Origin of the sequence: Chryseobacterium sp. RU33C, from assembly GCF_900156015.1 — a bacterium.
GTDB lineage: Bacteria > Bacteroidota > Bacteroidia > Flavobacteriales > Weeksellaceae > Chryseobacterium > Chryseobacterium candidae.
Genome location: NZ_FTMT01000022.1, coordinates 29,252 through 54,490 on the forward strand (window position 1 = coordinate 29,252; position 25,239 = coordinate 54,490).

Sequence of the window (25,239 nt, forward strand, 5' to 3'; positions counted from 1 at the left end):
CTTATTTTAAATTGGTGGATCAAAAAGGTGTCCGAATTTTTTGTCTATTGCATTTGCATAATTTAATACTTGTTCTTTTGTTGGTATTATACCTGCATCATCAAATTTTTTATAAAATTTATTCCATTCTTTTCTAATAGTACTTAAATGTAGTGTATTATTTACGCTTTTGGGAATACCTCGTAAATTGTCTAAGGAATGCATAAATTCCTTATCAAATAGTCCTGTCCATTTTTTTAACACTTGTTGCTCTACGGCATGGTGTACAACTACTTTTCCTTTTAATAATGGATTTGCTTTAAAGAAAGTCGTATGATAACAAGCATTTAGAACTAATAAGCCTTCTGTGCCAACAAAATAGCAATGATCATCCTCTACTTCAAAGTTATAAACTTTAGCAATATCAGGAATATAATTTAGTGAAATTACTTTGGCTATTGTTTGATTGTATGTAAATAATGTTTCGCCTGCTTCTATCTGTTCTGCATCTTTAAATTGCCCATTTATAAAGAAAGGATGAGTACGTGTTGTTTTAATTATCTCCTTTTCGGTTTCAAGTTCAAGTGTTTCTTTAACATTTTCTTCATGTAAATGGATGACTCGTTTAATTGTTATTATTTTTTTTTGTAGATCATAGCTAAAAACCTCATCATTTATTTTAATGTCTTTTATTTGTCTTAAACCATTAGGAGTATGAATTAAAGTATCTCCTGTAAAACAAGCTTTTACAAAAAAACAGCCTATTTTTCCAGCTAAATTTTGCATACTTTTTTCTAAAGCTTCTTTGCTCAGCTTTTTCAGTGCAGCTTTTCCCATCTGCTGTAAGGCTTCTTTAGAGATGGCTTTTGCCCCGGCTTTAACAGCGCCTTTCACTCCGGCTTTTGCACCCTGCATCGCTACCGTTCCGGTTCCAAAAGAAACTACTCCTACAGCAATAGAAGCTACATCCCAGATTAAAAATCCTGCATTCATAAGGCTGCCGCCTACATCTCCGGTTTGTATATCGTTGATAAGGTCACGGCCGCTTCCCCAGACCGGGATCATCCCTTCCACAAAACCAGCTTCGCCCACACTGTCTCCATGCCCGCTGTCATCAAGCTCGCGCTGTGCCTGATCCTGCATATCTTTTACTTCCTGTGCAGCATCGTCCGGAAGAGGGACCTGGCCGCTGGTCATAAATTCTATCTTCCCACCCACAGGGCATTGACAGGTACTTTTTCCTATCAAAGATCTGATTCCGTTAATTTTTACCTGCCAGGTATCCTGCCAGGTCATAGGAACGGTGGTGGGGGTACACGGACCACCACTGATTTTGCATACCTTAAAGGAAGGAATATTAATCAGAGGAGTGGCATCCTGATTGGTTGCTACCAGACAGCCATGAATTTTCACCTTCGTATTGAACGTAGGCTTAAAGAAATCCGGAGCGGCACCCTGGTCGCACATCATCAGGGCATTGAGGGTTATGTATTCTAACTCATCCATGATTCCGGTTTTAGAATTACATAATATTGGTATCTCCTGAAGACATCACAGCACTTGGTCCTCCGGTAATGGTGAGTGGTGAGTCTGTACTGATATCCATTGGGCCTCCTTTGCTTGAAAGTCCTAAAGCTCCCGTAAGTGCGGTAATATCAATCATTCCTTTTCCTGCTGATGCCATAATACCTGCTTCGGATATGGTAATAGAATTATCACCTACCTGCAGGGTTATGCTTGTCTTTCCGTCAAGCGTAATATTTCCGCCGGCATCCATTTTTAACAGTGATTGCGGTGGAGCATCTTTTTTGCCGCCCACATTGATGACGTTGGTACTGCCTGCATTCACGGTATGATTGCTATTGGCGTTGGTGGTTGCATTCCCTGTTCCGTCAAAATTCATATTGGCCCCCCCTTGATCTTTAAGATTAACAGATCCGGCGCCGTTGTCATACTTCAGTTCTGCACCGCTCCGGCCGCTGAAACTCATGATGTTATTCCCGGCACCGCCCCCGCCTCCAATTCCGCCATGATACATTCCTCCCATCACAAAAGGGCGGTCCGGATGAAGATGTACAAAGTTGACAATTACCTGGTCTCCTACTTCGGGAACAGACATAAAGCCACGGTTTTTGCCTACTTTTTCACTGCTTCCGGCATCCGGAGACATCACGCGAATAAATTCTGTAGTATCCTGCCCGCTTTGCCAGTCGAGCTGAACCTGTACACGGCCCTGGTTTTCAGGGTCCGTATTGGAAAGCACCTTTCCAAACTGGGGTTCTGCTGTGGGAACTGTAAATTCCGGTCTTGGTATAAATCCGGTATCGGAAGCTATTGCCCGGAAAGAGCCGTCGTAATATCCGCGGGCATCCACTTCATGGGTTACTTCTATAAGCATGAGCCTGGTAAAATAACCGGTATCATTGGTATCCGTTTTACGCATCTCTATATCTGCAATACATCCAGGATAAAGAAAGGGTACGGTTGTATTGCCGGAGGTTACAAAAACTTCTGAAGCCTTGCTTCCGGCTGCCCCTTTCTGTGAAGCATCAATATCCATAAAAGAGGATGCTTTAATGGGAGCTACTCTCAGAGACGGGGTCTGAAAAGTTTTCTCCGAAATTTCATAAGCTCTCTTCGCAATATCTGAGGTATGGGTTATTTTTGAACTTCCACCTTTAAATTTTTCATTTTTACTGCTGTTATATCCGTAAAATGATGGATTTACATGCTGGGCTTTCATTCTAATTTTAACATCGGTAAGATTACTGCCATAAGTCAATAATACTGGTTTTTCCTGTGGAGGCAGCTGTCCGAAATGTAAAACTTCCCCATCATAGAAAAATTGTTCTCCATACGCTTCGGCCATTCTGGCCAGATAATTATAATGGGTTTCTTCATACTGACAGCTGTAAGATACATTGCCATGACGCGCATCCACCCTGAAATCAAATTTCCCCTGTCCCAATCCCTGTTTAATCACTTCATTGGCAATACTGTTCAAACTTACCGGTTGCGCGCCTCCAAAACTTTGAATATGAGGGGCAGCATCCAGCAAGATTGTTGGACTGAAACCGGACAAAACAAGATTTCCCAGACTTCCTTTTTCCTGGCTGAATCCGACTTCAGTGATAACACCTATAAAATTCCGTTCAGCACCACCTTCCACATCTTTATATTTGAAAACAACGGTAATTCTTTTTCCGAGAAAATTCTGTGCTTTTTCAAGATTATGATTTTCTGTATCTCCTAAAGCATCATGGGCAAGAATGAGTTCAAATTCATGATGCTTGGTTGTACTTTGTGTCAGTTTAAAATGTTTGAAATATTGTACAGGTTTACCTTCCACATGAATATCAAGCTTTACTACCCGATTAATCCCTGCTATAGCGCTCTCCGGAATACTGTCGGCATTGAATATTCCGGAAGTAGGCTGTTTAGCCCAAAGTTTCTCTTTTATGATGGCTGGTTCATTGGGTAATAAGGGCTGGTTCAGAAACTGTTTCCCTGTATTTACCACCTGGGCTGCATTAGTAGCTTTTGAAGCCGCTTTCTTTACTTCTTTGATTTTTTTATTTTCTTTGATTTTTTTTACAAAATCTTTCTTTTCTGAACCTATTTCCGGTTTGGGAAAATTATTCTGTTCCTGAAACATGATATCATAATTTTTATCGGTTCTATTGATAAACGGAGATTTTCACCTAAAAGGCGGGACCATTCTGCTCGGAAAGACAATCAGTAATATGTGATGGTCTCAATACAAAATTACTGTCAGACTGTCTTGAGAATTATATCAGAAAGAGTATGAATAAAGATCAATACTCAAAAGCTAATTAAAAGCAGCCATTTTTCAGGCGCATGAATGTTCTTTTTCATAAGTTTTTTTATTGATTTGGTTCTGCCAATTTATCATCTTAAATATTCACTTCAAAATGAATTAGCTATTATTTTAAAAATTGTAGTAGTTCTACTACAGTGAATGAAAAAATTCCATGCTAAACCCTTATAAAGTAAAGGCGTAATATTTTTATGATTCTCGTCCATTTTCCAGACAAGCAACAATATAAGTTGTAAAGAATTATTCATATTATTTTAGAAAGAATCAATGGAATAAAATTGTTTAAAGAATGAGTTGACAGACTTGTTCCAAACTCTATTCTTATTCTTAAATAATACAGGATAAATCCAAAAAAAATCTAAGGAGCGAATGTTACAAAAGAATACATAAGTAAATTAGTAGTTGTATTGTATTATCCTAACGAAACATTGGCTGCCCTCTGGTGTTTTATAAATTCTTTAAGCACACAAAAAAACGTATGCCATTGCTGACATACGTTTTTTATGATATTATATTGCAGAATACGGTTATTTCCAGCCTCCGCCTAAAGCCTGATAAAGCTCTACGGCTGCTTTCATTTTACTGTATCTTGCATTGGAGATGTTAAGCTCTGCATTCAATGAATTCACACTGGCGTTCAACACTTCAAGATAGTTGGCCATCCCATAGTTTACCAATTCCTGAGAATAGTCTACCGATTTTTTGTAGGCATCCAGCTCTTTTTGTTTCAAATCAATAAATGAATCCTGAACCGAGAAAACCCTGATGGCATCTGAGACTTCTTTTCCGGCAGTCAGAACTGTTTTTCTGAAATTAAGATAAGCCGTTTCCTTATTGGCAAGACTTACGTCATAGTTGGTCTGTATCTGTCTCTTATTCAAAATCGGCTGAGCAAGTCCCGCCACTACATTTGCAAACAATGAATTTACACTGAATAAATGGTCAATATCCACAGACTGCAGTCCGCCGCTTCCTGTTAATTTTAAAGTTGGATAAAACTGAGCTTTGGCTGCGTTGGTTAACTCAAAAGCATTCATTAAATTAAATTCTGCTCTCATGACATCCGGGCGATTGGCCAGAAGTTGAGTGGGATAGCCCAGTTTCAAATCGATTGGAAGCTTCTGCCCTTCTAATGTAGATCTTTCGATAGAATGGGAAGGTTCTCCCATCAAAAGACTCATGGTATTTTCAAGCAGCTGGATCTGTGTATCAATATCAATCAGTAATGATTTGGCATTGAAAACAAGTGCTTCACTTTGCTGTACTGCTACTTCAGTAACTGTTCCGGCAGTTTTTAAAGCCTTGGTAGCTTCAAGGTTTTTCTCTCTTACCGCAATGGTTTCCGTAATAATTCTCTTCTGTGCATCAAATGTCAGTAATTGATAATATGCAGAGGCAATGGAAGATACCAAACTGCTTTTAACAGCTTTATGAGCTGCAACAGTTCCCAAATAAGTCGCAAGCTGTGCTTTCTCCTGAGCTTTTAATTTACCCCAGATATCAGCTTCCCATCCGATGCTCGCTGTAATGTCAAACTGATTTACATATCGCCTTTCTCCAATGATCTGCCCAAACTGGGTATTGATAGACTGCGTCTGAAATGTATAGTTGGGTCCGATAGCAAGGGTTGGCTGATAGGCTGCTTTACTCTGTTTAAGATAAGCTTCCGCAGAATTAATACTTTCCAAAGCAATTCTGATATCAAGATTGTTTTCCAGTGCCTTAGAAATATGCCCCTGCAATATCGGATCAGTGAATATCTCTTTCCAGGAAATATCTGCAATATTGGTACTGTCCGAAGGAAGTATGTCTGTACGAAAAAGCTTTTCGTCCACAACGTTCTTCGGTCTTTCATATTCTTTTCTTGCCATACAGGATGAGATGGCTCCGAGTATGAAAACTGAAAAGGTGATTCCTTTTATGATGTTTAATAAACTCTTCATTATTTAAAATTAGAAATTAGATGTTAGAGGTCAGAAGTTAAATAGGTTTAAGACGTAATTTCTAAAAATCCAACTTCTGACTTCTCTAATTAATTTTATTCTGCTAAATTGATATCTTCTTTTTTGATAGGTTTAATTTTTTCCTGCAGTGTTTCAAAAATCACATACAGAACCGGAATTACGAATAATCCCAAAACAGTTCCTATCAACAGTCCGATGGCCGCACCCGTAGCGATAGACCTGTTCCCTACTGCTCCGATTCCACTTGCCAGCACCAACGGCAATAAACCGAAAATAAAGGCGAATGAGGTCATTAGAATAGGTCTTACCCTGGCTTTCGCTGCATTGATGGCTGACATCACAATGGTTTCACCATGATGCCTTCTCTGAACAGCGAATTCAACAATAAGAATTGCATTTTTCGCCAATAGTCCCACGAGCATGATCAGAGCAATCTGGAAATAAATATTATTTTCCAGTCCCATAATCTTCTGGCCGAAGTAAGCTCCCATTACCCCAAGAGGAAGAGAAATAATAACGATCAGCGGAAGGATATAACTTTCATACTGTGCGGAAAGGATAAAGTAAACGAAGACCAAACTCAACCCGAAAATCAGAAGGGTCTGAGATCCTGAATTTAATTCTTCTCTCGTTAACCCTGTAAATTCTACGGCATAGTTTTGATTCAGGGTTTCATCCGCTACCTGCTGTACCGCAGCAATAGCATCCCCGGAACTGTATCCGTCAGAGTTTGCTCCTGTAACCTTCACGGAAGTAAACAGGTTATAACGGCTTACAGATTGTGGTCCGTAGGCTTTTTTCAAGGTTACAAACTGTGAGATCGGAGTCATGATACCTGATCCTGTTCTCACATAAAGCTGATTCAGGTTTTCAATATTCTTTCTGTTCTCAGGAAGCGCCTGAACCATAACCCTGAATTGCTTTCCATACTTGGTAAAGTCGGCTGTATAAATACCACCAATATACCCCTGCATGGTAGACAGGATGTCGTTTACAGAAACTCCAAGCTGTTTGCTCAGAGGAACATTAATTTCCATCTGATACTGAGGATATTTCGTATTGAATGAAGTCTGTGCAAACTGAATTTCCGGTCTCTGCATCAGTTTACCGATGAATTCATTGGTTTTAGCATCCAGATCAGCATATTCTCCACCTGATTTATCAAGCAACACCATTTCAAAACCAGCACTGCTACCAAATCCCGGTACACTTGGCGGCTGGAAGAATACCACTTTGGCATCAGGAACAGATCCTACAATTCCGAATAATTTTTTGGTGATGTCTTCAGAAGTCTGTCCGTCTTTTTTTCTTTCTTCGAATGGTTTCAGTTTCACAAAGGCAAGACCGTTGTTACTTCCGTTTCCGGATAAGAATCCTCTACCTGTTGAAATGGTTACGTTCTGTACGCCCGGAACTTTCAGTGCTTTTGCCTGAAGCGTTTTCAAAGTGTTGTAAGTTCTTTCCATAGAAGCTCCCGGAGGAAGCTGAACATCTGTAAAGATAATTCCCCTGTCTTCTGTAGGTACAAATCCCTTCTTCATACTGCTGCTTGCCCAGAATAAGATCCCTCCGGTAACAGCAAAAATAATCAGGGTTACCCATTTATGTCTTAACAGGAATACAAATCCTCTTCCGTAACGTTCAGTAGTTGTTTTAAAAGCAATATTAAACTTATAGAAAAACTTCTGTAGTAAGTTTAAGTTCTTATACTCTGCATGATGTGCTTCATGAGGTTTCAGGAATAATGAACATAAAACGGGACTCAGCGTTAATGCATTAATTGCAGAAATGATGATGGCTATAATCAGTGTAATACCAAACTGCTGGTAGAATACCCCTGTAGGCCCTGTAATGAAAGTTACCGGGATAAATACGGCTGCCATTACCAACGTAATAGAGATAATAGCCCCTGTAATCTCATCCATTGCTTCTACTGTTGCCTTTTTAGCATCTGAAATACCATGTTCCATCTTAGCATGAACGGCCTCGACGACGACGATGGCGTCATCCACTACAATACCAATTGCCAGTACCAATGCAAATAAGGTTAAGAGGTTTAATGAATAGCCAAAAAGGTTCAGGAAGAAGAACGCTCCTACAATAGATACCGGAACCGCAATGGCCGGGATCAGCGTAGATCTGAAATCCTGAAGGAAAATATATACTACAATAAATACCAGAATAAAGGCCTCAATCAGGGTATGTACTACCTTTTCAATGGAAGCTTCCAGGAATTCGTTGGTATCAAAGTTAAAAGTATACTTTACGCCCTTTGGAAAAGTTCCCTCGGCTGATTTAAGATAGGCTTTGATATTTTTAATAATCTCCTGTGCATTGGATCCCGGGGTCTGGAAGATCCCCATACTGATGGAAGGATTGTTTCCGTTCTCCCCTATTCCTGTATAAGACTGTCCTGCCAGTTCTACTTTAGCAACGTCTTTCAGCATCAGGTTTTGTCCGTTTCCAAGAGATTTAATGATGATATTGTCGTATTGTTCTTTATCGTTGAATTTACCTACATATTTGATGATGTATTCAAAAGAACTTCCGCTGTTCTGTCCGATAGAACCCGCAGCTGCTTCTCTACTCTGCTCGTTGATGGCATTGGTAACATCAGTAGGCGTTACACTGTAGGCAGCCATTTTTGCAGGATCAAGCCAGATTCTCATTGAGTAGTTTTTACCACCAAAAACGTTGGCATCTCCAACACCATTTACCCTTTTCAGATTGGGAATAATATTGATATTCAAAAAGTTCTGAAGGTACACATCATCAAGATCCTTATTTTCAGAATAAAAAGACATATACATCAGGGCACTGGTCTGCTGCTTCTGGGTTACAACCCCTGAACGTGTTACTTCAGATGGTAAAAGAGGTGTTGCTCTGGCCACACGGTTCTGTACGTTTACCGCTGCGATATCCGGATCTATTCCCTGTTTGAAAAAAACCTGGATCTGAGCAGAACCGTCATTCCCGGCACTGGAAGTGATATAATCCATACCTTCCACCCCATTGATCTGTTCTTCCAAAGGTACTACTACACTTTTCATTACCGTCTCGGCATTGGCTCCCGTATAATTGGCAGAAACGCTTACCGTAGGCGGTGCAATATCCGGATACTGTGTAACCGGTAACGAGATCAGTCCCAGCACACCGAGAATCACAATCAAGATTGAGATTACGGTGGATAAAACCGGTCTGTTAATAAAGTTCTTTATCATTAGAATTTCGGTTTTATAGATTGAACAAGACTATCCATTTTGATTGGCTTCGGCTTCACTGCTGTTCCCGGTTTCAACCCTCCGATACCAGCTGCAATAATTTTTTCTCCTTTATTAACTCCTGATTTGATAAGAGCCATATTGTCGATTCTGTCAATAACATTCACAACGACGTTTCTGGCAGTATCTCCTTTTTCTACTTTGTATACGTAAACGATACCCTGTTGTTCGTAAGTAGCACTTTCAGGTACCACAAGAACATTATCGTAATACTGAGGGAATCTGATGGTTCCGCTGTTACCATTACTTAATAATTTCTGAGCATTCGAGAAAGCAACTCTGAACTGAATAGTCCCGGTTGTAGGATCAATCTGCCCTGTAATGGCTTCAATTCTCCCCTTTTCAGGATAAAGACTTCCATTGGCCAGCTGAAGCTCAACCATGGGTAAGTTTTTGATTTTCTCAGGCATAGAAGCTCCCGGAGATTTTTCAAGAAAATCAAAATATTCTTTTTCATTCATCGCGAAGTAAGCGTAGATCTCAGAAGTATCAGAAATCGTTGTCAGAGGCGTCTGATCAGACGGCCCTACCAAACTTCCTACTTTCAATGGCAGTCTTCCGATTACCCCTGAAATAGGTGCACGGATAATAGAATATTCGATATTGGCTTCTACGCCTTTGTAATTAGCTTCAGCCTGTTTTTTGGCGGCATTCGCCTGTTGCAGCTGAGCCTGAGCCTGAGCCAGCTGAGCCTGAGCGGTCTGTAACTGCACGTTACTGATGATATTTTTCTGAACCAGAGGTTTTAGTTTATTGACTTCTACCTGAGCTGCATTTACAGAAGCCTGGGCTGCGGCAACACTAGATGCTGCAGCACTGATTCCTGCTTTGGAAGCGGCTGCATTTTCGGTCAGAATATTGGTTTCCAGACGGAACAATGGCTGTCCTTTTGTTACATATTGTCCTTCATCTACCAATACCTGGGTAATATATCCCTGTATCTTTGCACGTACATCATTGTTTACCCTACCCTGGATGGTAGCCGGAAACGTCTGATAACCCACTATATTTTTTGACTCCACGGAAATGACAGGATACGGCTTGGCACCATCCTGTTTCGGAGCTTCTTTTTTGCAGGCCGTCAGTGAAAACGCTGCAATGGAAAGTATAACTAGCTTATTATTCATTTTATAGTTTATTAAGAGATTCCTGAATATTTTCTATATTTTTATTTAAGAGTGCTTTGTAAACTTCTATTCTTTCATTGTATCCATCGTCTTTACTTTTTTTAAAATTGTTTAAATCATCTAATAGTCTTAATTCGTCCTGCATTTTCTGGACAATTTTCTCGAATCGTATTTTTTTGTATTCATCATTGATGAAAAAATACCGTTTCCGCTCATCCATTTTGTTATGGTCTACGATAAGCTGAGCATTAAGCAGTAATGAAATACTGGTGGAAACTGAACTTTTGCTCGCGGAGAGCACTTCAACAAACTCGTCAAAAGTAATTCCTACTTTCTCATAGTCGAAAAGAAGGTAGGAATAAATTTTTGAGGCTAAAGGAGGTAAGCTAAACACAGTGCCATAGAATTTTACGGCATCCTGAAAAATTTTTTCATCAACTTCTATACTTTGGTGCATAATATAAAAATTTGAACAAAAGTAGAAATTAGTTCAGAACCAAACGAACAAACCTGATAGAGTTTATAAATACAGAGCGTTTTAAAAATTCAATGAAAGTTGATTTAACTTTTGGGCTAAATTATAATCTTCTCAAAAGCTTTCCTCAATCCGTCTTTCAAAAGAACCTCACCGCAATAAGAATAACCTTTGCCTTCAAGGATTTTCAACATAGCCATATTATCATGGTTGGTATCTACTTTAACACTCTGAATTCCATGGGATTTAGTAAACTCCTCAATCTGATCAAAAAGTTTTTTTACCATACCCTGCCCTGCAAATTTTTCATCTACAGCTACTCTGTGAACCACAACAAATTCACCGTCACTTAACCATGCTCCTTCAATGGTGCTGTAAGCCGGTTCATCATTCAAGATCAGGGCTGCATATACTGCAATCTCTCCATCTACAGTCAATACATGCCCGAATCCTTTCGCAATATCACTTTCCACTGTCCCGAGATTAGGGTATCCGTTCTGCCACTGGGTGCTTCCATCCTGTCTTCTTCTTTCGATGGATTGCTGAATGATTTCCCAAATAATGTTTCTGTCTTCAATTTCCGCTTGTCTTAGTTTAATCTCTGGATTCATGTTATAAAATTTGATTAAAAGATTGAATGATTTAAGAATTTAAAATCAGGTTTACTGCTTTTCGTTTAATCCTTGAAATACTTATTCTTTGATGATTTTCAATTAAAAAACCGAAAATTAATTTAAATTAATTTTCGGTTTGAAGTAGTAAAATTTAAAATTATGAAATTGTTTATTGATTTTCACTTTGTTGAAGATAAGCATCAATAATTTCAAATGCTCTTTTTTCTTCTTCCAGATCTACCATAAGCTTCAGCGAAGTTGCCGTTGGCGTAGTGGTAAACGTAAGATAGTTATTTTCAACGGTATTTGCAATTTGTGCGTCATCCAATTTAGACTTAACCAACTGAATTTCTGAAGGGTTATCACTTACATAAACTGATACTCTCGTACTTCTTTCCATATCCTAAATGTTTGAGTATCTAAATATACGATGTTTTTTTTAAAATTACAAATCCCGGATTTTAAATTTTATTAATATTGTTTTCAATTTTGTCTAAAGCAAGCTGGATCTCTTCTTTAGTAACATTTAAATGAGGTCTGAAACGAAGAGACTGGTCTCCACAAGGAAGAATGATTAAGCCGTCGTTGAAAAGCTCACTCATCAGGTGATTTCTCTGCTCTGCAGTGGGAAGATCAATAGCACACATTAAGCCTCTTCCTCTTGCATTGGATATTTTTTCAGGATATTTTGTAGCAAGGGCTTTTAAGCTTTCCAGTAAGAAATCTCCCACTACTCTTGCATTCTCAACAAGATTTTCTTTTTCGATCACTTCCATTACCAATTGGAAACGAAGCATATCAATAAAGTTTCCTCCAAAGGTAGAGTTGATTCTTGAACTTTCTCTGAAAACATTGTTCGGGACCTGGTCAAACTTTTCTCTATTGGCCAGTACGCCGCAAACCTGAGCTTTTTTACCGAAAGAAATAATATCAGGTTTTGCTGTAAAATGCTGGAATGCCCACATTTTTCCTGTAATGGCAATCCCTGTCTGAACTTCATCAAAAATAAGTAAGATTTCATTTTGATCACAGATTCTTCTTAATCCTAATAAGAATTCGTCTCTGAAATGATTGTCACCTCCTTCAGCCTGAATAGGCTCAATGATGATACAAGCCACTTTATCAGGATTCATCAAAATAGCTTCTTCAATCTGAACTAAAGCAAGGTTTTCGTTTTTAATGGTTTCTTCAAGGTTCTCTTCAGTAATCGGGAACTTTAATTTGGGGTTTAAAATTCTCGGCCAGTTGAACATCGGGAAATACTGGTACTTTCTTGGATCAGACGTATTGGTTAAGCTTAAAGTATAACCACTTCTTCCATGGAAAGCCTGTTTGAAATGAATACAGATTCCTGCTTCTGTGTTTAAGCCTTTTGCAAAGTTTTTGCGGGTTTTCCAGTCGAAGCATGCCTTCATTGCGTTTTCAACCCCCATTGTTCCGCCTTCAATAAAGAAAGCATATTGTAATTCTTCGGGAATAACTACTCTTTCAAAAACTTCAAGGAAGTGAGCGTATTCTTCTGAGTAAACGTCAGCTAAAGTAGGTTTGTTCACAGCCATTCTTCCTAACCATTCTGATTTTTCTACAAGATAGGGGTGGTTGTACCCGATAGATGCTGACGCAAACATAGAGAACATATCCAGGTATTCTCTGTCTGTCAGTTTATCATAAAGCCATGAGCCGTGTGATCTTTCAATATCCATCACAAAATCGAAACCGTCTGCCAACACATGTCTTCCTACTGTTTCTTTTACTTTATTTGCTTTTATATCTAATGTGTGTTCCATAATAAATTTGTAGTGTGATTTAATAAGTGAGTGATGAAATAATCCAATGAATTGAGTATTTAATCATTCAGGTTATTAATTTTTTTGTTTTTAAGTACTTTAAGCAAAACTTTTATAAATCAAATTTAATACCTTGTGCTAAAGGAAGTTGCGCTGTATAATTTATAGTATTGGTTTGTCTTCTCATATAGTATTTCCAGGCGTCAGATCCTGACTCTCTTCCTCCTCCGGTTTCTTTTTCACCACCAAAAGCTCCCCCAATTTCAGCACCGGAAGTTCCGATATTGACGTTGGCAATCCCACAGTCTGAACCGGCATGAGAAAGAAACAGCTCTGCTTCTCTTAAATTCTGGGTCATGATCGCAGAGGATAATCCCTGAGGAACATCATTCTGGATAGCGATAGCTTCCTCTAATGTTTTGTATTTGATTAAATATAGGATTGGTGCGAAAGTTTCGTGCTGAACAATTTCATAAGAGTTTTTCACTTCTGCAACGCAGGGCTTTACATAGCATCCGGATTCGTAGTCTTTTCCGGTTAGAACTCCGCCTTCAACAACGAATTTTCCACCTTCTTTTTTACATTTCTTGATAGCTTCTTCGTATTGATTTACAGCATCAGTATCAATAAGCGGTCCAACATGGTTTTTCTCATCCAATGGATTTCCGATTTTCAACTGTCCGTAAGCCTTTGCCAATCTTGTTTTCACTTCGTCGTATACACTTTCGTGGATAATCAGTCTTCTTGTTGAAGTACATCTCTGACCAGCAGTTCCTACAGCTCCGAAAACAGCTCCGATGATCGACATATCGATATCAGCTTCTTTTGTAATGATGATGGCATTGTTTCCACCTAATTCAAGGATAGACTTCCCGAATCTTTCTGCTACTTTAGAAGAAACCATTCTTCCTACTCTGGTAGATCCTGTGAAAGAAACAAGAGCAACTCTTTTATCGTCTACCAGTTTCTGCCCGATTTCATGGTCTGATACCAATACACTTGAAACGCCTTCAGGAAGGTTATTTTCCTTCAGAACTTCCATCATGATATTCTGGCATGCAATAGCGCAAAGCGGTGTTTTTTCAGATGGCTTCCAGATGGTAACGTTACCACAGATCCATGCTAAAGCTGTATTCCAGGACCATACTGCTACCGGAAAGTTGAATGCGGTGATAATCCCGACAACTCCCAGCGGATGGTACTGCTCATACATTCTGTGTCCAGGCCTTTCAGAGTGCATGGTGTACCCCTGAAGCTGTCTTGAAAGTCCTACTGCAAAGTCACAGATATCAATCATCTCCTGAACTTCTCCAAGACCTTCCTGTAAAGATTTACCCATTTCATAAGAAACAAGTTTACCCAGATCGTCTTTATATTCTCTTAATTTTAAGCCCAGCTGTCTTACGATCTCTCCTCTTTTAGGAGCCGGAATCAGCCTGAATTCCTGAAATGCTTTTTGAGCAGTTTCAATTACTTTGTCATAATCACTTTCTCCGGAAGTTTTTACTTTAGCGATCAATTTTCCGTCTACAGGAGAAATGCTCTCTATCACCTTTCCTGAAGCGAAATATTTTCCGCCCACTGAAGTCCCTTTGTTTTCTTCTTTAATCCCAAGATTTCTGAGTGTTTTTTCGATTCCGAAATCCTTTACTTTTTTTGACATAAAATCTTACTTTTCGTTCTCTCTAAAGATAAAAATATTATGCGAACCTCAAAACTTTAATTTTTAATACGTTTTTTATTTGGACTAATTATAAACATGTTTATCTTTGCAGGGTAATCTTTTTGATAATCACCAATGGAAAATTCACAAGAAAACAACTCAAAGCTTAAAAAGTGGTTCAAGCGTGTGGGATGGGCAGGATTAGCTTTCTTTACCATAAAAGGCTTGATTTGGCTCGTCATATTCTACGTTGGAGCAGACAGTCTCCAAAGCTGTATACAATAAAAAAGCAGAGAAAATTTCTCTGCTTTCTTTTTGGGTAGAAGATTAATTGAATTATTATTTCTTTATTGAAAAGCTAAAAAACAAGGTCTTTTTTATATTTTCTGCAATTAAAAAAAGGAAAAAAATAATTGATTTCTGTACGATTAATCCCGAAAAAGATTATTTTACTTCTTCTATTTGTCTTTTTAAACTACTCGTTCTTTTTTCTCCCTGCGTTCACCAGGCTCTGATGCAGCAGATATTCTATCTGTCCGTTCACACTTCTGAATTCATCATTGGCCCATTTTTCAAGGAGTTTATAAGTAGACTCGTCTATTCTTATCACAAAGGATTTTTTCCCTTTGCTTTCTGAAGAGTTCTGAGCTTTTTCTGATTTCATTTTCTAAATTCTCTTACATTATTTCTGATTACTTTAGTGTAAAACTCTATACACTAAAATCCAACTGTTTTTTCACTTCTTAATTGTAAAGTGTTCCAGCATTTAATATTGGTGTTGCTGCTTTTTCACCGCAAAGAACTACCATTAAATTGCTTACCATTGCCGCTTTTCTTTCATCATCCAATTCAACAATATTATCTTCTGAAAGTTTTTTCAATGCAAGGTCTACCATTTCTACGGCCCCTTCCACAATCTTGGTTCTTGCTGCAACAATAGCTGTAGCCTGCTGTCTCTGAAGCATTGCTCCGGCAATTTCTGAAGCATAAGCCAGGTGTGAAATTCTTGCCTCCTGAATCACAATTCCAGCTTTTGAAAGGCGGTCTGTAAGCTCCTGTTCCAAAATAGAATTGATTTTATCTCCTCCTTCTCTTAAGGTAATCGGAGCATGATCATCTTCTAAATTATCATAAGGAAAGCTCATCGCCAAATGTCTTACGGCTGCCTCACTCTGCATTTTTACAAAGTCAGAATAACGCTCTACATCAAAAGCCGCTTTATAAGTATCTCCCACTTTCCATACAATTACAACTGCAATTTCAATAGGGTTACCCATTTTATCATTTACCTTCAAAGTCTGACCCTGCAGATTTTCGGAACGTAAAGAAATTTTTTGTGATGAATATAAAGGATTGATGAAGAATAATCCGTTCTCTTTTACACTTCCCACATATTTTCCAAAGAAGTTTAAAACTCTCGAATGGTTCGGCTGAATAATCATTAACCCTTTTAAGAAAAAGCACGAAAGAAGAAAGCACAGCATAGAGATAACCACATAGGCTATACTTTGATCTACTCCACTCACAAAGAAGTATACTGCTGCAACAAACAAGGCCAGACAAATGACCAATGTAAGATAACCCGACATAGGTTTTAATGTTTTTTCCATAATTTAATTTTATTTTGATATTATTTTGATATCATAAAGATAGTAATCAATTTTGAATTACAAATGATAAATTTTGTTTTTTTTTGAATGAGCTGCGGGTTTCGGGTTTCGAGATGTGGGTATTTTTAACTAACGTAAAGTTCGCGAGGTTAATGCATTAGGATGCATTATATTTTTGTTCGCAAAGCCACTTCGCTTAGCGAAGACCAATACTCTCTTTGCTGAGTGAAATGGTTTTGTGAACAATATTTTATCATCAGTAAAATTATTGCGAACCTTAGCGTTTGGAAAAACACCAGCTACCTTATATTTTACAAAGCATCAGAAATAATATAGACAAAAAAATCCCGGAAAGTGAATTCCGGGATTTGAATTTGTATGTTCAGATCTTTATTTCTTTGTTAAAGTTTTAAACTTCCAATAAGAAACAGCTGCTAAAATAATCATTGTTGAGATTCCGATGTATACCCAGGCTGGTACCGGTACCGGATCTCCTGCTGCGTATGAGTGAAGTCCGCTCAGGTAATAGTTTACTCCAAAATACGTCATTACCATTGAGCAGAATGCAAACATTGTTGCTACGTGGAATGCCCATCTGCTTCTCAATCCAGGTACTAATCTCATATGTAATACAAATGCGTATACCATGATAGAGATGAAAGCCCATGTTTCTTTCGGGTCCCAGCTCCAGTATCTTCCCCATGATTCATTGGCCCAGATTCCTCCTAAGAAGTTTCCTACCGTTAAAGCAAACAATCCGATGGTTAATGACATTTCAGAAACGATAACCAATTCCTTCAATGTAGTATCATGGTGAATTTTATAGGTTTCTTTATTGGAAATGATATAAAATACCAGGGAAATTACCGCAATGATCATCGACAAGGCGAAAAATCCATAACTGGATGTAATAATAGCCACGTGAACAATTAACCAGTAAGATTTCAATACAGGAACAAGCGGTGTAATCTGCGGATCAAGTGCAGAACCTCCGTGCGCAAATCCCATCATGATTACAGCTACCATGAATCCTGCCGCAGGAATCAATGCGTTGGCATTTCTGTACAGGATTAAACCTGCCGTAATACCTACCCATGAGATAAAGATAATGGCTTCATATCCGTTACTCCAGGGAGCGTGTCCTGAGATGTACCATCTTGCCACAAGTCCTAAGAAATGACACAGATAACCAATTAAACCAATCACAATGATTACTTTAATTATTTTGTTTAATTTTTGATTTGATTTGAATAACTCAACAAAACCTAATATAAGAAGAAGACCTCCGATAAGGGTGTAGAAGATTAACAATTTGAAGTTAATATCTACTTTATTCATGAATACTTCCAGATCCACTTTGGATTTAGCAGGAACAACTGCTTTTCCCCATTTCTGCTGATAGTCTGAAAGCTTTGCCAATTCAGCATCTGCTTTGCTCCAGTCACCGGTTTTTTGTGCGGTAAGCGCTTCTGCAAAGTAAGGTCCCATTACCTGCTGAGATTCCATATCCGGTTCGAATTTTTGGTCTAACCATGAATGCCATGTATGGTTGGCATCATTTTTCACAGGAACAATTCTCATGAACTGACCGCTGAAGAATTCATTAAAGATCTGTACTCTTTCGTTGACAGCAATTACTTCTTTATCATAATTCGTTTGTTCAGCAGGCTTCTTACGGAATGCAGTATTGTAATCATGTTCCAAGATATACGTAAGATTACCATTTGCATCTGCAGGGAAAAGGTTCATCAAAGAAGTATAGCCATCTTCATCTGCTTTTGTCTTATTCTTCAGCTCATCTCCTCCTTTAGTTCCCACTTTAATAATCGGAACCATTGTCCAGCTTGGAGTATCTGTATTGATAGAAAGGAACCATTGGTTGGCTGTAAGAGATTTTCCGTCTGTTCCTTTAAATTCGTCTTTCTTGTATAGTTTTCTTAAAATATCGATTGCCTCTGTATTGATAGGAACAATTCTTCCTTCAAAGTTCTGAACCAAAAGATATCCGAATTTATCCGCATGTTCTTTGCTGATTTTGTTTCTTGCAATGATTTCGTCCGGAGAAATAGATCTCATTTTCCCCATTGGAGTTGCCAGAGAGTTCTGCTTAGGAGCAGCACCATCAAGTGGCTGGGCAGACGGAACCGGAGCGTGAGAATGATTGTCTCCTTCTACATGAATGTGTTCTCTGCTTCCATCTGTTGTTCCGTGGGTTTCTATTTTCTGTGCATTTAAACCTAAACTTAAGAACAATAAAAGTATACCTGCTGCTTTCTTTTTATTAACGTCAGCCAGCATTTTATTCAATTTCCAGAAATGAGTTCCTTTCCAGAAGAAGATTACAAACATTCCCAGGAATAAAAGTCCGTATCCGATATAAGAAATCAAAGTTCCCCAGTAATCGTGGTTTACGGAAAGAACGGTTCCCATTCTGTCCGGATCAAAACTCGACTGGAAGAAACGGTATCCTTTATGATTAAGAACGTGGTTCATATAGATTTTATAAGGAGTTTCTTTGCCTTCATCAATGATTTTTACGTGGCTTTCATAAGCACTCGGAGATGAACTTCCCGGATACGTTTCCATTACGAAGTCATCCAGTTTCAATGCAAAAGGTGTGTTATATACTTTAGGTCCGAAACCAACCATGATGTTCAATCCGTCCATAGTAACCTGCTTGTAAGCGTTTGGATTTCCTTTTTCAACAGAAAGATCTACAATTTGTTTTGTTTTTGGTCCCTGAAGCTCAATCTGAAGCATATCGGGTACGTTAGCATCTTTTTTTCTGTCACCTTCAATCGCCATCAGCCTTCCTTTTTTAAGACCTTCAGGTACTACCAGTTTCAGCTCATTGATGGTATATAAACTTCTTAATGCCAAAGGCTGGAACTGATCTTTCACTGTACTTCCTGTTGCCTGCGTAGCCATGGTCATATAGCTTGCATCTACAGGAGTTTTGATGAATAATTTTCCGCCTTCATTTTTAAATTCAACAGCTCCTTCAATGGCTCTGTTGAATGTCACCAAAGTACCGTTGATAGATTTTGTTTCTCCCGGTTTGATGTAAATATTTTGTCTTCCGGTGCTTCCGGTAGAAACCAAATGAAGATACTCTGCCCCGTTGGGTTCAGCTACAAGGCTGTCTTTTTTTCTCTGGATGTATTCCTTGGCAAACACTTTCACTTCTTTTCCGTGGAAGTCATAGGTTGCTTTGAAATCTTTGTGTAACGGAGACATCAGATAAGGAACATCCTGATAATTCAGTACATCACCCTTTTCTTCGATCTGAATTTTAAAGAAATTTTTATCGGTTACAATTTCGTTGGACGTTTCACCTTCTCTGATGTGCATTGTTCCTTCAAAACTAATGTATCTGGTGATAGCACCACCGATAAAAATAAAAACAAAGGCAAGGTGGAAAACAAGAACCGGCCACTTATCTTTCTTCCACAGTCTGTATCTTCCGATATTTCCTATAAAATTGAGAATAAGCAGGACCATGATCAGTTCGAACCATTTAGCCTCATAAATTAATGCTTTTGCTGTAGGAGTTCCGTAGTCGTTTTCTAAGAACGTTGCATAGGCCATTGCGAATGCGTACACCAGCAACAATACAGCCATTGTCCTGGTTGAGATAAGAATATCTTGGAGCTTCTTCATGATTTATTGTACTTGACATGCAAAAATAAGCATGATAAACCACAAAGAGCTTAAAAAAAGCTGTTTTTTATCACTTTGGCCTCGGTTTTGCTTATTTTGAAACATTCTTAATAAGCCCGAAAACATTAGGAAAAATTCAATTTTTAAAACCGAAAAAATATAGATTCATATTACCTATAACCATGATTGAGGACTTCTATTCCCATCCTCATTTATTTATTAAAAGAAACGTCTAAAATGGTTAGGAATCTGATAATTTCCAGGACTTTTTTCATCATTATTTTTCAAATATTTTCCTCCTGATTTTACTTAAAAATTCATGAGTAATTCCCAGGTAGAATGCTACCTGCTGCTGGGTAATTCTTTGCTCCAATCCCGGATACTTTTCAAGGAATTCAAGATAGCGTTTGTCGGCTGTTTTGCCTGTTAAGGAAAGAATTCTCCTCTGCAGTGCTACCGAAGATCTCTGGTTCATGATTCTGAAAAGCTTTTCTATCTGTGGCATGGTTTCATACAAATGTTCTTTATCTTTTTTGGAAATCATCAACACTTCGCTGTCTTCAAGGGCTTCAATATTGAGAATACTGGGAACATTATTGATAAGACTGTCAATATCTGTAATCCACCAGCCTTCAACTGCAAAATATAAGGTTTGTTCAAATCCGTTTTCATTGAGATAACAGATTTTAAAACATCCCTTCAGAACGAATCCTTCAAAGAGGCAGTAATCTCCTTCTTTGAGAACCAGCTCTTTCTTTTTAAAAGTTTTGAGCTCAAAAGGTTTTACAAACTGTTGAAAATCCTCTTCTGAAAGATTGATATACTGACTGATATTTCTAAAAAGTAAATCGGACATGGGATTATTTAAGCTAAATAAAGGTATCAAAATTATTGACACCTTTATAAAATTACGTTAAGTTAAGTTATTTTGTATTTAAACAATAGAACTCTGGTCTTTTGTTGGGCAAACGCAAAAGCGCTAATAATTTTTGAAATATCAGATGTTTTTAAGATCGCAAAGATTTTATCTCCGATAAAATTTAAAACATCTCAGTTTGCTGAAAACCTCCGCTACTACACCTTTCCATGTCCAAAATAGCCTTATTGTAAAAATTCATTGGTGTTTATTACACTTGCATAGAGATTTCCAAGAGCAGAAATCCCTGCCAAAAAGGACTTTTGCACGTCTGCTGCTTTTATAACTTCCCCATTCAGTTCACGATCTCTCGTTGCTATAGCATCACCGATAACTGTATTGATAAACCCGAAATCAAAAGCGGCTCTGGTGGTAGACTCCACACAAACATCTGTCATCATTCCCGTAATAACCAGATTTTTAATGTTCTTTGACTGAAGATAGTTCAGAAGATCAGTATCCCTGAAACTGTTGGGAAAATGCTTAACAATAACTTTTTCATCCTCCATTGGTAAAACCAGATCGTTGATTTTAGCGCCATCTGTATCCGGAAGGAAAAACGTTGCACCATCATTGGTAGAAATATGCCGGATATGAATGACAGGAAAATTATTTTTCCTGAAATAATCTAAAATACTTCGGATATTTTCAGCAGCCTGTACAGCTTTTTCAAGTATCATCTTTCCTCCAGGGAAATAATCATTTTGTACATCGATAATGATTAATGCAGTGTGTTCCGTTTTTTGTTTTTGTGCGTTCATTGTAATCAGTGAAATTAATATCAGACCTAAGGTCAGAATAGTTTTGAATGTGTTTTTCATATATGAAATTTTATAGGTCAAAATTAAATAGGTTTCAGATCCTGACCTTTGAACTAGTTCAAAAAAAACACTATCGAGACACAATATTGTTATTTTTTTCAATTAAGACTGTTTAAATAGAAAATTTTATTATCTTTTTAAAGAAAAATAAATAATAATCAGTTAATATAACGTAACGGTATCAGATTTGGATAAGCAAAAAATAACCTTATTTTATTCTGTCATACAAGAAAATATTTTTAAAGTAAAAATTTTAAATAACCATTATAAAAGCGGGATTCCCAAAATGTTTTTTGGGTAAAAAAGATTCATTTAGTGTTGAATAAAACATTAAATTTGCGACATTGATATTATGGATAAAAAGACACAAAAAAAACCGACTGAATCGCCTGAAAAAGGCAGAATCTTATCTAAGCCACGTATTTTTTTCGGGCTTACTTTTATACTTTTATCGGCTGTTCTCGCATTCTCATTCGTCTCTTATCTGATGAACTGGAAAGCAGATCAAAGCCAGGCAGGAACCATGCTGGACAAAAGCATAAAATCTTCCAATATCTTTGGTAAGGTGGGTGACTGGCTTGGGAATATTTTCATTTTTGAAAGTATTGGTATTGCCTCCTTTATCATCGCATTTTTACTGCTTGTAGTAGGTACTCTGATTCTTAAGAAGAAAATCTTCAAACCCTGGAAAACTATTGGCCACTCTTTATTTTTTATCTGCTGGCTTCCTATTTTCATGGGGGCACTTACGAAAGGTCAGGGTGTTTTAGGAGGTGTTTATGGATATCAGATCATGGACTATCTTAACTCCATCATCGGAGCAGTAGGTCTGTGGACCGTATTAGCAGCAAGCATTCTTCTTTATTTTATTCTTGAATTCAATCTTCGTCCAAGTTCTATCAAAGCGAAACTGGATAAGATCAATGAAAATACAATTGGAAAAGTAAAATCTATGATGCCGGACTCCAATGATGATTTCGAAGCTGATGAGGAGTTGAGAGAAGAAGCAGAGGAAGCGGAAGAAGAAACTGCATCCAGAGTTACCGTAAGTGATACTACCAATCATACTGTCAATAGTCTAATTAATACCAAGAAAGAACCAGAACCGGTAAGTGCACCGAAAGGATTCCCTGAAGTTCCGGTTTCCAACGAGATAGAGACCATTACCACACCCAACCATACTTCTTTTGATGCAGAACCTAAAGAAGTTTCTCAACCTGTAAGTTTAAATCTTTCTACCAAACCAGTTGTTCCGGTTTCCAGCCCTGAGGAAGCATTTGACATCAGGCCTTCTACTCCGTCTCCGTCAGTAACCACTGCTCCGGCACAGGATAATATTAAATTCAATGTAGAAGTAGCTCCGGTAATTGATATTCTGGATGATTCTGATAAAAAGTCTCAGGAACTGGTAGAAAAGCACGGATTGTATGATCATAAGCTTGATCTGGCCAACTTCCAGATGCCGCCTGTAGAATTACTGAAAGACTATGGAAATGAAGAAATTTCTATCAATAAAGAAGAACTGGAAGAAAATAAAAATAAGATTGTTGGACTTCTGAAGAATTTCAATGTTGGAATTGCAGAGATTAAAGCTACAATCGGGCCTACCGTTACGTTATATGAAATTGTTCCTGAAGCAGGTATCAGAGTGGCAGCGATTAAAAAACTGCAGGATGATATTGCACTGAACCTTTCTGCATTAGGAATCAGAATTATTGCGCCAATGCCAGGGAAAGGAACTATTGGTATTGAAGTGCCAAGAAAGAATCCTACCATGGTTTCTATGCGTTCTGTCATTGCTTCTCAGAAATTCCAGAATACGGACATGGACCTTCCGGTAGTTTTCGGAAAGACTATTTCCAATGAAATCTTTATGGCCGATCTTTCAAAAATGCCTCACTTATTGATGGCGGGAGCAACAGGTCAGGGTAAATCTGTAGGGATCAATGCTATCCTTACTTCCCTTCTTTATAAAAAACACCCAAGCGAACTGAAGTTCGTCATGGTAGACCCTAAAAAAGTGGAACTTTCATTATATTCAAAAATTGAAAGACATTATCTGGCAAAATTACCGGATGCAGAAGAAGCTATCATTACAGACACCAATAAAGTAATCAATACCCTGAACTCTCTTTGTATTGAAATGGATACCCGATATGACCTTCTTAAAAATGCTTTTTGTAAAAACTTAAAAGAATATAATAAGAAATTTACGGAAAGAAAATTAAATCCCGAAAACGGACACCGTTATTTACCTTATATTGTATTGGTAGTGGACGAGTTTGCGGATTTGATCATGACAGCAGGTAAAGAAGTTGAGTTACCGATTGCCAGACTTGCACAGCTTGCAAGAGCCGTAGGAATCCACCTTATAGTGGCTACACAGAGACCATCCGTAAATGTAATTACAGGGATGATCAAAGCCAACTTCCCTGCAAGAGCTGCCTTCAGAGTAATTTCCAGTGTAGACTCCAGAACCATCCTGGACTCTCCGGGCGCAGATCAGCTGATTGGTAAAGGAGATATGCTTTATTTCAATGGAAACGAAATTTTAAGACTTCAGTGTGCTTTCGTAGATACTCCGGAAGTAGAAAGACTGGCAGAGTTCATCGGAGAACAAAAAGGATATGCTTCAGCATTGCTGCTTCCTGAATATGTTTCTGAAGACTCAACAAGTTCAGTAGGTACTTTTGATCCGAACGAAAAAGATGCTTTATTTGAAGAGGCAGCAAGAATCATTGTTTCTACCCAGCAGGGATCTACTTCAATGCTTCAGAGACAATTGAAACTGGGATATAACAGAGCCGGCAGAATTATGGATCAGCTTGAAGCAAGCGGTATTGTAGGAGGATTCAATGGAGCTAAGGCAAGAGAAGTTCTGATCAGTGATCTTCATTCTCTGGAACAGTTCCTTGAAGATTTAAGAAACTAATTATTATAAAAATCATCAATACAAAAATTAATCCCGGATATTCCTGATCGGGAACCGGGATATAAAAAATTCAACAAAACTATTACTATGAAAATCACAACAAAACAAACTATTAGATGGGGACTTTTTGCATGTATACTTACCTTATCTTCATGTGCATTAAGAACTGTACCCAGTGATTATGCTTCTGTGAAACTGGATGTTATTGATTATAATACTCTGGGAAATGGCAAAGTCCTTATTTATAATGGTGCAGGAGTTCTCCATAAAATGGATAACACGGCAAGACTTAATATTGGCCTTGACGGTAAATCATTAGGGCAAATCAGACCCAAAGAATATGTTATTGTTGACTTAGAAAAGGGAAAGCATGAGTTCACAGCTCTTCATATAGATATGGTGAATATGAGAAGTAAGCATCCGGTTGATATCAATGAAAATACCAAAGTAATTAAAATTGAACCCACCATTACTTCCAATAAATTAACGGTCACCAATATTCTCCCTGAAAAATTTGACCAATACATTGAAAGACCAGAAACAAGGTAATTTGTAAAACAATATCTGTTATA

Annotated in this window: 18 protein-coding genes; 3 read left to right on the forward strand and 15 right to left on the reverse strand. The window is 38.0% G+C overall.

From position 1 onward, the window contains the following. Positions 1-6 precede the first annotated feature (6 nt). The 10 genes from BW946_RS17175 to BW946_RS17220 form a co-directional block, all read right to left on the reverse strand. Positions 7-1,485: a polymorphic toxin-type HINT domain-containing protein gene (locus BW946_RS17175; protein ID WP_076597333.1), complete on the reverse strand. Its 1,479-nt coding sequence runs from the start codon at positions 1,483-1,485 to the stop codon at positions 7-9. A gap of 16 nt (positions 1,486-1,501) precedes the next feature. Beyond that, on the reverse strand, positions 1,502-3,634 hold the full coding sequence (locus tag BW946_RS17180; protein ID WP_083688908.1) for a type VI secretion system Vgr family protein: 2,133 nt from the start codon (positions 3,632-3,634) through the stop codon (positions 1,502-1,504). Positions 3,635-4,344: 710 nt separating this feature from the next. Then, positions 4,345-5,760 (reverse strand): efflux transporter outer membrane subunit, encoded by a 1,416-nt coding sequence (locus BW946_RS17185; protein WP_076597334.1) that lies wholly within the window; start codon positions 5,758-5,760, stop codon positions 4,345-4,347. A 95-nt stretch (positions 5,761-5,855) separates the two neighbouring features. After that, positions 5,856-9,002: an efflux RND transporter permease subunit gene (locus BW946_RS17190; protein WP_076597335.1), complete on the reverse strand. Its 3,147-nt coding sequence runs from the start codon at positions 9,000-9,002 to the stop codon at positions 5,856-5,858. Next, a complete protein-coding gene (locus BW946_RS17195; protein WP_076597336.1) occupies positions 9,002-10,189 on the reverse strand; it encodes an efflux RND transporter periplasmic adaptor subunit in 1,188 nt (395 codons plus the stop codon). Before BW946_RS17195 ends, BW946_RS17190 begins: the two co-directional genes overlap by 1 nt. A gap of 1 nt (position 10,190) precedes the next feature. Continuing rightward, a complete protein-coding gene (locus tag BW946_RS17200; protein ID WP_076597337.1) occupies positions 10,191-10,646 on the reverse strand; it encodes a transcriptional regulator in 456 nt (151 codons plus the stop codon). A 116-nt stretch (positions 10,647-10,762) separates the two neighbouring features. Next, a complete protein-coding gene (locus BW946_RS17205; protein ID WP_076597338.1) occupies positions 10,763-11,275 on the reverse strand; it encodes a GNAT family N-acetyltransferase in 513 nt (170 codons plus the stop codon). 172 nt (positions 11,276-11,447) lie between these two features. Continuing rightward, the gene (locus BW946_RS17210; protein ID WP_076597339.1) at positions 11,448-11,678 is read right to left on the reverse strand and encodes a DUF2007 domain-containing protein; all 231 of its coding nucleotides are present in this window, start codon (positions 11,676-11,678) and stop codon (positions 11,448-11,450) included. A gap of 61 nt (positions 11,679-11,739) precedes the next feature. Next, positions 11,740-13,065, reverse strand: a complete 1,326-nt coding sequence (gene lat, locus BW946_RS17215) for an L-lysine 6-transaminase (protein ID WP_076597340.1) — start codon at positions 13,063-13,065, stop codon at positions 11,740-11,742. 112 nt (positions 13,066-13,177) lie between these two features. Next, on the reverse strand, positions 13,178-14,728 hold the full coding sequence (locus tag BW946_RS17220) for an L-piperidine-6-carboxylate dehydrogenase (RefSeq protein ID WP_076597341.1): 1,551 nt from the start codon (positions 14,726-14,728) through the stop codon (positions 13,178-13,180). Between the two features lie 135 nt (positions 14,729-14,863). On the opposite strand from BW946_RS17220, the gene BW946_RS21485 reads away from it, so the two are divergent. Continuing rightward, entirely contained in the window at positions 14,864-15,013 is a 150-nt protein-coding gene (locus tag BW946_RS21485; RefSeq protein ID WP_002979804.1) for an FAM210 family protein, read from the forward strand. A 190-nt stretch (positions 15,014-15,203) separates the two neighbouring features. Here BW946_RS21485 and BW946_RS17230 read toward each other — a convergent pair whose 3' ends face one another. From BW946_RS17230 to BW946_RS17250, 5 genes are all read right to left on the reverse strand, one after another. Continuing rightward, entirely contained in the window at positions 15,204-15,392 is a 189-nt protein-coding gene (locus BW946_RS17230; RefSeq protein ID WP_076597342.1) for a type II toxin-antitoxin system antitoxin, read from the reverse strand. A gap of 79 nt (positions 15,393-15,471) precedes the next feature. Then, positions 15,472-16,338 carry an SPFH domain-containing protein gene (locus BW946_RS17235; protein WP_076597343.1) on the reverse strand — a complete coding sequence of 289 codons (867 nt, stop codon included), beginning with the start codon at positions 16,336-16,338 and terminating at the stop codon, positions 15,472-15,474. A gap of 390 nt (positions 16,339-16,728) precedes the next feature. Continuing rightward, positions 16,729-19,998: a cytochrome c biogenesis protein CcsA gene (gene ccsA, locus BW946_RS17240; protein ID WP_076597344.1), complete on the reverse strand. Its 3,270-nt coding sequence runs from the start codon at positions 19,996-19,998 to the stop codon at positions 16,729-16,731. A 277-nt stretch (positions 19,999-20,275) separates the two neighbouring features. After that, on the reverse strand, positions 20,276-20,854 hold the full coding sequence (locus tag BW946_RS17245; protein ID WP_076597345.1) for a Crp/Fnr family transcriptional regulator: 579 nt from the start codon (positions 20,852-20,854) through the stop codon (positions 20,276-20,278). 245 nt (positions 20,855-21,099) lie between these two features. Next, positions 21,100-21,735 (reverse strand): cysteine hydrolase family protein, encoded by a 636-nt coding sequence (locus tag BW946_RS17250; RefSeq protein ID WP_083688909.1) that lies wholly within the window; start codon positions 21,733-21,735, stop codon positions 21,100-21,102. Between the two features lie 352 nt (positions 21,736-22,087). On the opposite strand from BW946_RS17250, the gene BW946_RS17255 reads away from it, so the two are divergent. Beyond that, the gene (locus BW946_RS17255) at positions 22,088-24,667 is read left to right on the forward strand and encodes an FtsK/SpoIIIE family DNA translocase (protein WP_076597346.1); all 2,580 of its coding nucleotides are present in this window, start codon (positions 22,088-22,090) and stop codon (positions 24,665-24,667) included. Between the two features lie 87 nt (positions 24,668-24,754). Further along, the gene (locus BW946_RS17260) at positions 24,755-25,216 is read left to right on the forward strand and encodes a hypothetical protein (protein ID WP_076597347.1); all 462 of its coding nucleotides are present in this window, start codon (positions 24,755-24,757) and stop codon (positions 25,214-25,216) included. Positions 25,217-25,239: the final 23 nt, after the last annotated feature.

Bases quoted from the DNA above. Each gene is read 5' to 3' on its own strand.
- BW946_RS17175 (WP_076597333.1), bottom strand. From the start codon at position 1,485: ATGGATGAGTTAGAATACATAACCCTCAATGCCCTGATGATGTGCGAC.
- BW946_RS17210 (WP_076597339.1), bottom strand. From the start codon at position 11,678: ATGGAAAGAAGTACGAGAGTATCAGTTTATGTAAGTGATAACCCTTCA.
- BW946_RS17250 (WP_083688909.1), bottom strand. From the start codon at position 21,735: ATGAAAAACACATTCAAAACTATTCTGACCTTAGGTCTGATATTAATT.
- BW946_RS17195 (WP_076597336.1), bottom strand. From the start codon at position 10,189: ATGAATAATAAGCTAGTTATACTTTCCATTGCAGCGTTTTCACTGACG.
- ccsA (WP_076597344.1), bottom strand. From the start codon at position 19,998: ATGAAGAAGCTCCAAGATATTCTTATCTCAACCAGGACAATGGCTGTA.
- BW946_RS21485 (WP_002979804.1), top strand. From the start codon at position 14,864: ATGGAAAATTCACAAGAAAACAACTCAAAGCTTAAAAAGTGGTTCAAG.
- lat (WP_076597340.1), bottom strand. From the start codon at position 13,065: ATGGAACACACATTAGATATAAAAGCAAATAAAGTAAAAGAAACAGTA.
- BW946_RS17185 (WP_076597334.1), bottom strand. From the start codon at position 5,760: ATGAAGAGTTTATTAAACATCATAAAAGGAATCACCTTTTCAGTTTTC.
- BW946_RS17245 (WP_076597345.1), bottom strand. From the start codon at position 20,854: ATGTCCGATTTACTTTTTAGAAATATCAGTCAGTATATCAATCTTTCA.
- BW946_RS17260 (WP_076597347.1), top strand. From the start codon at position 24,755: ATGAAAATCACAACAAAACAAACTATTAGATGGGGACTTTTTGCATGT.
- BW946_RS17190 (WP_076597335.1), bottom strand. From the start codon at position 9,002: ATGATAAAGAACTTTATTAACAGACCGGTTTTATCCACCGTAATCTCA.
- BW946_RS17230 (WP_076597342.1), bottom strand. From the start codon at position 15,392: ATGAAATCAGAAAAAGCTCAGAACTCTTCAGAAAGCAAAGGGAAAAAA.
- BW946_RS17255 (WP_076597346.1), top strand. From the start codon at position 22,088: ATGGATAAAAAGACACAAAAAAAACCGACTGAATCGCCTGAAAAAGGC.
- BW946_RS17200 (WP_076597337.1), bottom strand. From the start codon at position 10,646: ATGCACCAAAGTATAGAAGTTGATGAAAAAATTTTTCAGGATGCCGTA.
- BW946_RS17205 (WP_076597338.1), bottom strand. From the start codon at position 11,275: ATGAATCCAGAGATTAAACTAAGACAAGCGGAAATTGAAGACAGAAAC.
- BW946_RS17235 (WP_076597343.1), bottom strand. From the start codon at position 16,338: ATGGAAAAAACATTAAAACCTATGTCGGGTTATCTTACATTGGTCATT.
- BW946_RS17220 (WP_076597341.1), bottom strand. From the start codon at position 14,728: ATGTCAAAAAAAGTAAAGGATTTCGGAATCGAAAAAACACTCAGAAAT.
- BW946_RS17180 (WP_083688908.1), bottom strand. From the start codon at position 3,634: ATGTTTCAGGAACAGAATAATTTTCCCAAACCGGAAATAGGTTCAGAA.